Consider the following 10819-nt stretch of genomic DNA (forward strand, 5'->3'; position numbering starts at 1 on the left):
TCTCGGTCCAGGCCCGCGGGTTGGGCAGCCCATTGCCGCCCTGGCGCAGATCCGGCACGTCTTGGGTGCGCTTGCCGCGGGATATCGCATCCAGCCAGCGCGGGGCGTCGCGCTTGGCGCTGCGCCCATGGAAGCCGGGGATCTGCAGCAGCTGCGGCACCGAGCTGGGACGGTGCTGCACCGCCACCATGATCGCCGAGTCCGACAACAGCCGCCCGGGGGCGACGTCGCGGCTGCGGGCCAGGGCATCACGGGCCAGCCACAGCTCGCGGGCGATCGCCAGCGCCCGGCGGTTCTTCAGCTTGTGGATCCCCGAAAGCCGGCGCCACGGTTCGGCCGGCGGTTCGGCCTCGGGCATGGTGCGCACGTATTCGAACTCCTGGCGCGCGAACTCCAGCTTGTGCTGCTCGGCCAGCACCGCCTCCATGCGCTCGCGCAGATCCAGCAGCACCTCCACGTCCAGCGCCGCATAGTTCAGCCAGGATTCGGGCAGCGGGCGGGTGGACCAGTCCACGGCCGAATGCTCCTTGGCCAGCTTCAGGTTCAGTAGCTGCGCGACCATGGTGCCCAGCGCCACGCGCGGGAATCCGGCCAGCCGCCCGGCCAGTTCGGTGTCAAAGAGTTCATCGGGGTAAAGCCCCTCGGCGTGCAGGCAGGGCAGATCCTGGGTGGCGGCGTGCAGCACCCAGGCCTCGCTGTTCACAAAGTCCGCCAGCGGCTGCAGCGTGTCCAGCTCCTCCGGGTCGATCAGCCAGGTCCCGGCCCCCTCGCGGCGCAGCTGGATCAGGAAGGCGCGCTGTCCGTAGCGGAACCCGCTGGCCCGCTCGGTGTCCACGGCCAGCGCCCCCTGCCCGCCGCGCAGTGCGCGAATCGCCCGGTTCAGGCCCGGGGCGGTGTTGATGACTTCCGGGATGCCCTCGCTCGGGGCGCTGAGCGGCACCAGCACCGGTTCGGCTGGCTGCGGCCCCTTCACGGGGTCGGCGGGCGCGCCGTTGGCGGCGGAGACGGGGGTGGGGTGTGCGCTGGAGGTGGGTTCAGGACTGCTCATGATAGCCCCATTCTACGACCGGGCCCGGTGGTGGCGGGGCAAAGGTGACCAAGCGGGCACGGCGCGCCCCGGTGTGTGCCGCGCCGCGGCAGGCTAGCTCAGGCGGCGCAGCGGCAGCTGCTCGACGCCCTCGGGCAGCGGGGGAAGCCCGGCAAAAGTGCAGACCATGTCCGCCCAGGCGCTCAGGTGCGCCCCTAGGTCCTCGGTGGCGGGGGACCAGGAGACCCGCAGTTCGATGTCCACGCTGGTCTCGTCGGTGGCCATTTGCCCGAAGGATTCGGAAATCACCCGGGTGGCGGTGCCGCCGGCCGAGTGGTAGCCGGCCTGCCGGCCGCGCAGCGCGTCCTCAAACCAGCTCCAGGCCACGGAGGAGAGCATCGTGTCCTGGCCCATGTCCTCTTCCATGCGGGCCCGGATGTAGGTGACCACCCGGAAGGTGCCGTTCCACAGGTCCTGGCTGGCCGGGTCGTAGAGCAGCACGAAGCGGCCGGTGGCCAGGGAATGGTGTTCTTCCAGCAGCGGCGTCTTGGCGAATTCCTGGCCGTATTGGCCGTGCAGTGAGCGTGAATGCTGTTCCACCTCGCCGCTCAGGGCCAGGGCGTAGGGCGCCAGGCGCAGCGGCGCCGGGATTTCGGCGATGCGCAGCTCCTGGCGGACTTTGGCGCGCGAGAGTTCCTCCAGGGCCCGGCGGAAGGCCTGGGGAACGGGCTTTTGCTGTTGCTCGCGGTTCACATTTCCGAGTCTAAGGCGCACCGTAACCGGGGTTGGGTTACGGCACGCCGGGAAGACCTATTTGGCGTGGTGGGCCGCCAGTTCGCTGTTCAGCGCCGCGATGAACTCCCGCACGTCATCCTCGGTGGTGTCAAAGGAGCACATCCAGCGCACGTGCCCGGCGGCGCGGTCCCAGTCGTAGAAGCGGAACGTCTCGCGCAGCTTGTCGGCCACGGCGTTGGGCAGCTGGGCGAAGACGCCGTTGGCCTGCACCGGGTAGACCAGTTCGGCGCCCTGCGAGCCCTGCACGGCCTGGCCCAGCAGCGCGGCCATGGCGTTGGAGTGGGAGGCCGAACGGTGCCACAAATCGGTGCCGTACAGCTCCAGCAGCTGGGCGGAAATGAAGCGCATCTTGCTGCCCAGCTGCATGTTCATCTTGCGCAGGTACTTCATGTCGGCGGCCAGTTCGGTGTGCAGGGTCAGCACGCCCTCGCCCAGCAGCATCCCGTTCTTGGTGCCGCCCAGGGACACGATGTCCACCCCCACGTCGGTGGTCAGCGCGCGCAGCGGCACCCCCAGGCTGGCCGCGGCGTTGCCCAGCCGCGAGCCGTCCAGGTGCACCCGCATGCCCTTGGAGTGGGCGTGGGAGGTGATCGCCTCGATCTCCTGCGGGGTGTAGACGGTGCCCAGCTCGGTGGCCTGGGTGATCGACACGGCCAGCGGCTGGGCGCGGTGCTCATCGCCCCAGCCCCAGGCCTCGCGGTCGATCAGCTCCGGGGTCAGCTTGCCGTCCTCGGCCTCCACCGGCAGCAGCTTCATGCCGCCGATGCGTTCGGGGGCGCCGTTCTCGTCGACGTTGATGTGCGCGGTGCTGGCGCAGATCACCGCACCCCAGCGCGGCAGCAGCGACTGCAGGGCGGTCACGTTCGCCCCGGTGCCGTTGAACACCGGGAAGATCGCGGCCTGGGAGCCGAAGGTTTCGCGGGCCAGTTCATCGAGCTTGGCGGTGTAGTGGTCATCGCCGTAGGCACCCTGGTGCCCGCCGTTGGCGCGGGCGATCGCCTCAAGGATTTCGGGATGCACTCCGGAGTAGTTGTCGGAGGCGAATCCGCGCAGGGTGGTGTCGTGGCTGATGCTCATTAGCGGTGCAATCCTTTGCGTTTGAGTCGGTTCTCTCAAAAAGACGGCTGTAGCGTGTCCCAATTCTCGTTCCAAGGACACGCTACAGCACGGTGGATGGTTGTGTGGGCGCGGGCAGTGCTAGTCGATCGCCGGCAGGTCCAGCCGCCGGCCGTTCAGCTGCCCGGCGCTGGTGCCCAGCAGCCCCAGGGCCGCCTGGGCGACCGCATCCACATGGGTGAACCCGGCCAGCTTCGAGCCCGGGGCCTCCGGGCGCTGCTCGGTCAGCGCCTTGACCACCCAGATCACGGCCGCAGCCTGCGGGGCCTGCTTGGCAAAGGCGCGCGCGATGGCCTGGACCCAGAACTCGGCGGCCGCCTTCACCGACCCGTAGTTCGCATTCGAGGGGGTGGGGGTGGCCACCGCCTGCGAGCTGATGATCGCCAGGCGTCCGGCGGGGGAGTCCACCAGGTCCTGGTAGAAGGCGCGGGTGGTGTTGCGCAGCGTGGTCATCACCGAGCGGTGCAGGAAGTCGTAGTCCTGGCTGGACTGCCCGACGATGCCCTTGCCGCCGCGCCAGCCGCCGACCAGGTGGATCAGCGCGTCGATCCGCCCATGCTCGTCGTGCACCTGCTTGGCCAGGGACTGGACTTCGGTTTCGTCCCCCAAGTCGGCCTGGTAGCGGGCCGTGGCGAAATCAAGGCGTTCCTCCAGGCGCTGCTGGTTGGAGCCGACCACCAGCACCCGCGCCCCGGCATCGGACAGGGCGCGGGCGGTGGCCACCCCGCTGGCGGAGGTGGCCCCGGCGATCAGGATCGTGCGATCGGCGATAGTTGTGTTATCCATACCCCGAGCCTAGATGAGGCTGGCGCCATACATGCCACGGGTGGACTCGATGGTCTGCTTCATCTTCTTGCTCAGCGCCTCGTAGAACATCGACAGCGGGAACTCGTCGTCCATCACCTGGTCGGTGATCTCCCGCAGCGGCGCGGTCAGCGGCAGCGCGTCCGGGCCCTTGGCCCAGGTGGAGGCCGGATGCGGGGTGACGGTGGTGGAGACCAGCTCGTAGGCGGCCAGCCAGTGCGCCAGCTTCGGGCGGTCGATGGACTTCCAGTACAGCTCGTCGATGGCGTCTCCCAGGGCGGAGACCACGGCCGGGACCTCGTCCCAGTCGATGGACAGCTTGGTGTCGGTCCAGTGCAGCACGTGGTTCTGGTGCATCCAGGCGAACAGCAGCTGCCCGCCCAGCCCGTCGTAGTTGCGCACCCGGCTGCCGGTGATGGCAAAGCGGAAGATCCGGTCGAAGATCACCGCGTACTGCACCAGCTTGGCGGTCTTGGCGGTGCGCTCATCGGCCTTGGCGTCGTTGGCGATCTTCACGCACTCGCGGAACGCGGTCAAATCGCAGCGCAGCTCCTCCAGCGAGTACAGGAAGTAGGGCATGCGCTGCTTGATCATGAACGGGTCGAAGGGCAGGTCCCCGCGCATGTGGGTGCGGTCGTGGATCAGGTCCCACATGATGAACGTGTCCTCGGCCAGCTGCTGGTCCTCCAGCAGTTCTGCGGCGTCCGCCGGCAGCTCAAGGTTGGTCACCGCGGCCGCCTCCTTCAGCACCTTGCGGAAGCGCACGGCCTCGCGGTCCTGGAAGATCGCGCCCCAGGTGAAGGACGGGGTCTCGCGGATGGCCACCGACTCGGGGAAGAGCACCGCGGAGTTGGTGTCGTAGCCCGGGGTGAAGTCCAGGAAGCGCAGCGGCACGAACAGCGCGTTGGAGTAGTTCGACGCCTCCAGCTCGGCGATGAAGTCCGGCCACATCACCTGGACCAGCACGGCCTCCAGGTGGCGGTTGGTCGAGCCGTTCTGGGTGTACATGGGGAAGACGACCAGGTGCAGCAGCCCGTCCTGGCGCTGGCCCTGGGGCTGGAACTGCAGCAGCGAATCCAGGAAGTCCGGAACGCCCACGCCCTCTTCGGACCAGCGGCGCAGGTCCGCCACCAGCTTCTGCAGGTAGGAGGCGTCGTGCGGGAAGCTGGGAGCCAGGGACTGCACCGAGGCGATCACGGTCTGCAGCAGTTCGCGGGCCCGGCCCAGGTCCTTGGCGTCGGCCAGCGAGCCGTCCTTCACCTGCAGCGACTGGAACTCGGTGGCGGCGGCCTTCAGGTTCTGCCAGGCATCGGAGTTCACCAGTTCGTCGGCGTTTACCTGTGGATGTACTGGGCTCTGGGTCATGTACGTTCACCTCATCGTGTCGATCGGGATCAGTGGTTGCTAACCCTCACGCTACGCCCAGAATCAGGTTTTCGTAATGCCGCACGGCCTGAGCCAAAGCAGGTCTAATGCTTGGTGTGGCGTTCACCTCATCTGGCATCGACACCGGTTGCCCTGGCCGCCTGCGGTCGGGGCAACCGGGTCCGCCGGCCGGCTCAGGCGTTGGCCTCGCGCAGCGTCAACGACAGCGAGTTGATGCAATAGCGCAGGTCGGTGGGCGTGTTGAAGCCCTCGCCCTCGAAAACGTGGCCCAGGTGCGAGTCGCAGGCCGCGCAGCGTACCTCCACCCGCTTCATGCCCAGGGTCTCGTCGGTGAGGTAGCGCACCCGGTCCTCGGCCAGCGGGGTGAAGAACGAGGGCCAGCCGCAGCCGGCATCGAACTTGGTGGTGCTGGCGAACAGCTCGACCCCGCAGGCCCGACAGGAGTACACCCCCTCGGTGGTGGTGTCCCAGTATTCGCCGGTGAACGGACGTTCGGTGCCGGCCTCGCGCAGCACGTGGTACTCCTGCGGGCTGAGCACCTGGCGCCAGTCCAGTTCGGTCTTTTCCCCCGCCGCGCCGCCGGCGGCGTTCGGGGATGTGGGGTTCGGGGATGCGGTGTTGGGGGTCGCGGAATTACGGGCAGCAGGATCGTTGGAAGTCATACCCCTTTAACGCGCCGCAGCGGCAGAAGATTCCCCGAACCGGCCAACTGCGCCTCCCAACCCCGGCCCGGACGGCAGGAAACCCGGATGAATCTGCGCCGGGCATTTGAGAGGATGAACCCATGGCCCAGATCGTGAAGTCCCTTGAACCGCGCAAGACGGTCCCCGCCACGCTGCTGGGCACCCTGATCGGCGTCACCGCCGGGTCCCTGGTCGCCGCCAGCGTCTCCGCGCTGGCCGCCTACTTCGCCCGCCGCGTGGTCACCCCGGAGGACAGCCGCATCGGACGGGACGTCATCCGCTCGATCCACACCGACGAGCACGGGCAGATGTGGGTGCATCTGGTGCGCGACGCGGAAACCGCCGCGGCCGGGGAGCACAGCATGTTCACCCACGCCGGGGCGTGCTGCGTGCGCCTCTCCGGGCCCGAACCGGTGCCGGGCAAGCCGAAGCTGGTGGCCCGCAAGGTCTTGCACACCTACTACGGCCAGCTGGCCGGGGCGCGGCGGGCCAACCTCTCGGGCAGCGTCTACGAGCACCCCAACGACGTGGGCATCGACGTGCGCCAGGTGCAGCTCGAGCTGGAGGTCGGGCCCGGCCCGGCCTGGCTGATGCCCGGCACCGAGCACCCGGACACGTGGGTGATCTGCGTGCACGGGCGCGGGGCCCGTCCGACCGAATCCATCCGCGCGCTGCCCACGCTGCGCGGGCTGGGGGTCACCGCGCTGCTGATGAGCTACCGCAACGACGGGGTGGCACCCGATGCCAGCGACGGACGCTACGGGCTGGGGGACACCGAATGGCATGACGTGGAAAGCGCGATCCGCTACGCCATCGAACACCAGGCTAAGCGCATCGTGCTGCTGGGCTGGTCCATGGGCGGGGCGATCAGCCTGCAGACCGCGGACCGCTCCTACCTGGCGGAGCAGATCGACTCGCTGATGCTGGTCGGCCCGGTGATCAACTGGGTGGACGTGCTCTCCCACCAGGCGCGGATGAACCGCATCCCGCAGACCGTGGGGCTCTTCGCCCAGTGGCTGCTGAGCAACCGGGCCGGGCGCTGGATCACCGGGCTCGCCGCGCCGGTGAACCTCAAGCGGCTGAACTGGGTGGAACGCGCCGCGGAGCTGCGCCACCCGGTGCTGATCATGCACAGCCGGGACGACGACTTCGTGCCCAGCGGCCCCAGCGAGCAGCTGGCGCGCCTGCGCCCTGATCTGGTGCAGCTGCGCACCTTCACCGGGGCGGCGCACACCCGGGAGCCGAATGTCGACCCCCAGGGTTTCGCCGCCGCGATCGAGGCGTTCATGGCAGCGCGGCTGCAGACGGCGCCCTCGGTGACCGCCCACCGGTAGCCTGCCCGCGGGGAGGCTGCCGGCGGGCGTCGGCGATGCGGCGGCTATGCGGCGGCGATCGGCGCGAACCGGGCGCCGGTGACGGCCGCCAAATCGCGGGGCGCGATTTCCAGGCTCAGCCCCCGGCGTCCGCCGGAGACAAAAACGGTCTGCCACTCTTCGGCCGAGGCATCGATGAAGGTGGGGCTGTGCTGGCGCTGGCCCAGCGGGGAGATCCCGCCCAGCACGTAGCCGCTGCGGCGTTGGGCCGCGGCCGGGTCGGCCATCGCCAGCTTCTTCAGGCCCACCGCGCTGCCCAGCGCCTTCAAATCCAGGTGGGCGCTGACCGGCACCAAGGCCACCACGAAGTCGGTGGAGGCCCCGCTGCCGCCGGTGGCCATCAGGGTCTTGAACACCCGGCGCGGGTCGGCCCCCAGGGCGCGGCTGGATTCGGCGCCGTAGTCCGTGGCCCGCGCATCATGCTCATAGGGGTGCTCGGTGAACGCCACCCCGGCCTGGCCCAGGGCCAGCGTCGCCGGGGTGGTGATGAGTTTCGGCTTCTTTCCCATCGCCGCGGTGCTAGGCCCCCAGCTGCTCGGTGATCTGACGCTTGATGCGCGCCAGCATGGCGCTCATCCCGCGCATCCGCAACGGGGACAGGGCCCGGGAGAGCCCCAGCTGCTGGGGCATGTCCTCGGGCACGGCCAGGATGTCCGCGGCCGTGGACCCGTCCAGCCCGGCGGCCAGCACCGAGGCGAAGCCGCGGGTGGTCGGCGCCTCGGGCGGGGCGGAGAAGAAGAGCCGGGTGGTGTGCTGGGCATCCTGGGCCACCTCGACGACCAGGAACAGCGGGGACTGGCACTCCACGACCTGTTCGAACAGTTCCGGGTGGTCGGCCAGGCGCTCGGGCAGGGCCGGCAGCTCGCGGGAGAACTCCAGCAGCAGCTCCAGGCGTTCGGGCTCGGGCACCTCGGTGAACTCCTCGACGATTTCGTTCAGCGCGTCGGGCATGGTGCTCATGCGTGGCCCCCGAATCCTGCCGGCAGCTGCCCGGCCTCGGCGCCGCGCACGATCGGCACGCGCACCGCGTTGCCCCACTCGGTCCAGGAACCGTCGTAGTTGCGCACCCGCTCAAAGCCCAGCAGGTGCTGCAGCACGAACCAGGTGTGGCTGGAGCGTTCCCCGATGCGGCAGTAGGCGATCACATCGTCCCCGGGCTGTAGACCGGCCTCGCCCAGGTAGATGGCCTCCAGCTCGGCGCGCGGGCGGAAGGTCCCGTCCTCGGCGGCGGCCCGGCCCCACGGCACGGAGGCCGCGGTGGGGATGTGCCCGCCGCGCATCGCGCCCTCCTCCGGGTAGGCGGGCATGTGGGTGCGCTCGCCGGTGTACTCCTCCGGGGAGCGCACGTCGATCAGCGGCTTGCCCAGGTGCTCGAGCACCTCGGGCAGGTAGGCGCGGATGGCGCTGTCCTCGCGCTCCACCACCGGGTATTCGGTGGGCTGCACGGTGGGGGTCTGGGTGCTCAGCTCCCGGCCCTCGGCGATCCACTTGTCCCGTCCGCCGTCCATCAGGCGCACGTCCTCGTGGCCGAACAGGGTGAAGACCCACAGCGCGTAGGCGGCCCACCAGTTGGACTTGTCCCCGTAGAGCACCACGGTGCTCTGGCGGGTGATGCCCTTGGCGCTCATCAGCGCGGCGAAACCCTCGCCATCCACGTAGTCGCGGGTGACCTCGTCGTTCAGCTCGGTGTGCCAGTCGATCTTCAGGGCCCCGGGAATGTGCCCGGTGTTGTACAGCAGGATGTCTTCGTCCGATTCCAGCACCACCAGCCCGTCGCTGCCCAGGTGGTCGGCGACCCACTGGGTGGAGACCAGCCGTTCGGGGTGGGCGTACTGGGCGTACGCTGGGTTCGTGTCGATGGGGAGCGACATGCGGCGTTCACTTTCCTAACTGCTTGGTTCGCTGGTTGGAGCGCTGACGCCCGGATGCGGGCAGCAGCCTCGACTCCCTATCTAGGTTAGTCCCCGCCGTAATATTTCGCGCCGTCATACGTCACATCCGGCCACAATCCCCACCACGGTTCGGGGTAAACTGGCCGATGGACCAGCCCGCCGGTCGAGCAGGGCACACTTGAGCACGCTTGGGCACACGAGCGCGGGATTGAAGGACTTTATGGAGCGCATGGCCACGATTACCCACCTGACGGAAACGACACCGAACGTCTCCGTCGAGGAGCTGCTGGCCGGGTTCCACCCCTCCTACCGCTTCGGCGAGGTGTCCTTCGACACGTACCATCCGGATCCCTCCCAGCCCTCCCAGGCCGAGGCGGTGACCAAGCTCAAGGCGTTCGCGGACTCCATCGGCAAGAAACCGAAGGGCTCGGTGTTCGCCAAGCTGTTCGGCAAGGCCAAGACCACCAAGAACGGGATCTACCTCGATGGCGGGTTCGGCGTGGGCAAGACCCACCTGTTGGCCTCGCTGTGGCATGCCGCCCCGGGGCCGAAGGCGTTCGGCACGTTCGTGGAGTACACGAACCTGGTCGGGGCGCTCTCCTTCCGCCAGACCGTGGACGTGCTCAGCCAGTACAAGCTGGTGTGCATCGACGAGTTCGAGCTCGATGACCCGGGGGACACCGTCCTGATGAGCCGGCTGATGCGCGAGCTCTCCGACGCCGGGGTCAAGCTGGCCGCCACCTCCAACACGCTGCCCGGGGCGCTGGGGGAGGGGCGCTTCGCCGCCGTGGACTTCCAGCGCGAAATCAAGGCGCTGTCCGACCAGTTCGACGTGCACCGGGTGGACGGGGAGGACTTCCGCCACCGCGGCCTGCCCGAAGCTCCCGACCCGCTGCAGGACGCTGACATCGAGGCCTACGCCGAGCAGCGCTTCCCGCACGCGACGCTGGCGGTGGACAACTTCGATGAGCTGGTCGCGCACCTGTCCAAGGTGCACCCCAGCCGCTACCGCCAGCTGCTGGCCGAGGCCGACGTGCTGGTGCTGCACAACGTGGACACGATCACCGACCAGTCCATTGCGCTGCGCTTCGTGGTGCTGGCCGACCGGCTCTACGACAAGGACGTGCCGATCATCGCCTCCGGCAAGCCGTTCAGCGAGCTGTTCACCTCGGAGATGATGTCCGGCGGCTACCAGAAGAAGTACTTCCGCGCGGTCTCCCGCCTCACTGCTCTGGCCCGCGAAGGCCAGATCGGCGAGAACGCCGAATAGCCCCGCACGCCGGGTCCCTGTGTTGCGGCAGCCGGCTTTGCACACCGCAGCAGGCCCGCCCGCATCGCGTGAACGACGCGACCGTTGGCGGGCCTTTGCGCTACCCGCCCGCAGGCGGTGCGCTGTCCTGCGCCGCTTCCGCTTCCGTAGCGGGTTCCTGGGTTCGGTGTTCCGGCTGCCCAGCGGCATCGGGGTTGCCGGTGCCGTGCTGCCCCCTGTTGTCCCGGCGCGCCAGTGCCGGGCGCTCCACGACCAGGTGGGTCACCAGCCCGGCCAGCAGCGCCCAGAAGGCCCCGCCAATGCCGAACAGGGTCACATTGCCTGCGGCGATCAGCACCGTCACCAGCGCGCTCAACCGCCACGCCGGTTCCTGCATTGCGCCCATCAGCGCATTGCCCAGGGTGGCCAGCAGGGCCAGGCCCGCGGCGGCCTCGAACAAGCCGGCCGGTGAGGCGGCCGCCAGGGTGGCGATG

Annotated in this window: 12 protein-coding genes; 2 read left to right on the forward strand and 10 right to left on the reverse strand. The window is 69.1% G+C overall.

Annotated features, from left to right (window positions below; translation table 11 throughout):
• The 6 genes from RCJ92_RS13060 to msrB all read right to left on the reverse strand — a co-directional run.
• Positions 1-1048: HRDC domain-containing protein (locus RCJ92_RS13060; RefSeq protein WP_446754779.1), on the reverse strand; the 1048-nt coding region annotated here is incomplete at its 3' end.
• Between the two features lie 93 nt (positions 1049-1141).
• Positions 1142-1780, reverse strand: coding sequence for a DUF3000 domain-containing protein (locus RCJ92_RS13065; protein WP_138926410.1), 639 nt, complete (start codon positions 1778-1780; stop codon positions 1142-1144).
• 57 nt (positions 1781-1837) lie between these two features.
• A complete protein-coding gene (locus RCJ92_RS13070) occupies positions 1838-2899 on the reverse strand; it encodes a threonine aldolase family protein (RefSeq protein WP_446754780.1) in 1062 nt (353 codons plus the stop codon).
• A gap of 120 nt (positions 2900-3019) precedes the next feature.
• Positions 3020-3724: an SDR family NAD(P)-dependent oxidoreductase gene (locus RCJ92_RS13075; protein WP_138926408.1), complete on the reverse strand. Its 705-nt coding sequence runs from the start codon at positions 3722-3724 to the stop codon at positions 3020-3022.
• Between the two features lie 9 nt (positions 3725-3733).
• On the reverse strand, positions 3734-5107 hold the full coding sequence (locus RCJ92_RS13080) for a DUF6421 family protein (protein WP_138177931.1): 1374 nt from the start codon (positions 5105-5107) through the stop codon (positions 3734-3736).
• 194 nt (positions 5108-5301) lie between these two features.
• Positions 5302-5790, reverse strand: coding sequence for a peptide-methionine (R)-S-oxide reductase MsrB (gene msrB / locus RCJ92_RS13085; RefSeq protein WP_446754781.1), 489 nt, complete (start codon positions 5788-5790; stop codon positions 5302-5304).
• Positions 5791-5912: 122 nt separating this feature from the next.
• Between msrB and RCJ92_RS13090 the strand changes: the two genes are divergently transcribed.
• The gene (locus RCJ92_RS13090) at positions 5913-7145 is read left to right on the forward strand and encodes an alpha/beta hydrolase (RefSeq protein WP_346922872.1); all 1233 of its coding nucleotides are present in this window, start codon (positions 5913-5915) and stop codon (positions 7143-7145) included.
• A gap of 44 nt (positions 7146-7189) precedes the next feature.
• Here the strand turns inward: RCJ92_RS13090 and ybaK are convergent, their stop codons facing one another.
• From ybaK to RCJ92_RS13105, 3 genes are read right to left on the reverse strand one after another with little or no spacing between them, the layout of a single operon-like run.
• The gene (gene ybaK / locus RCJ92_RS13095) at positions 7190-7693 is read right to left on the reverse strand and encodes a Cys-tRNA(Pro) deacylase (protein WP_446754782.1); all 504 of its coding nucleotides are present in this window, start codon (positions 7691-7693) and stop codon (positions 7190-7192) included.
• 10 nt (positions 7694-7703) lie between these two features.
• Positions 7704-8144, reverse strand: coding sequence for a SufE family protein (locus tag RCJ92_RS13100; protein WP_138177923.1), 441 nt, complete (start codon positions 8142-8144; stop codon positions 7704-7706).
• Positions 8141-9055, reverse strand: a complete 915-nt coding sequence (locus tag RCJ92_RS13105) for a sulfurtransferase (protein ID WP_138177921.1) — start codon at positions 9053-9055, stop codon at positions 8141-8143. Before RCJ92_RS13105 ends, RCJ92_RS13100 begins: the two co-directional genes overlap by 4 nt.
• Positions 9056-9305: 250 nt before the next feature.
• Between RCJ92_RS13105 and zapE the strand changes: the two genes are divergently transcribed.
• A complete protein-coding gene (gene zapE / locus RCJ92_RS13110) occupies positions 9306-10346 on the forward strand; it encodes a cell division protein ZapE (protein ID WP_446754783.1) in 1041 nt (346 codons plus the stop codon).
• 100 nt (positions 10347-10446) lie between these two features.
• On the opposite strand, the gene RCJ92_RS13115 is transcribed toward zapE, so the two are convergent.
• Positions 10447-10819, reverse strand: a 373-nt coding sequence (locus tag RCJ92_RS13115; RefSeq protein ID WP_446754784.1) for a benzoate/H(+) symporter BenE family transporter, incomplete at its 5' end; no start/stop codon positions are given.

This window comes from Glutamicibacter sp. BSL13 (genome assembly GCF_052928425.1).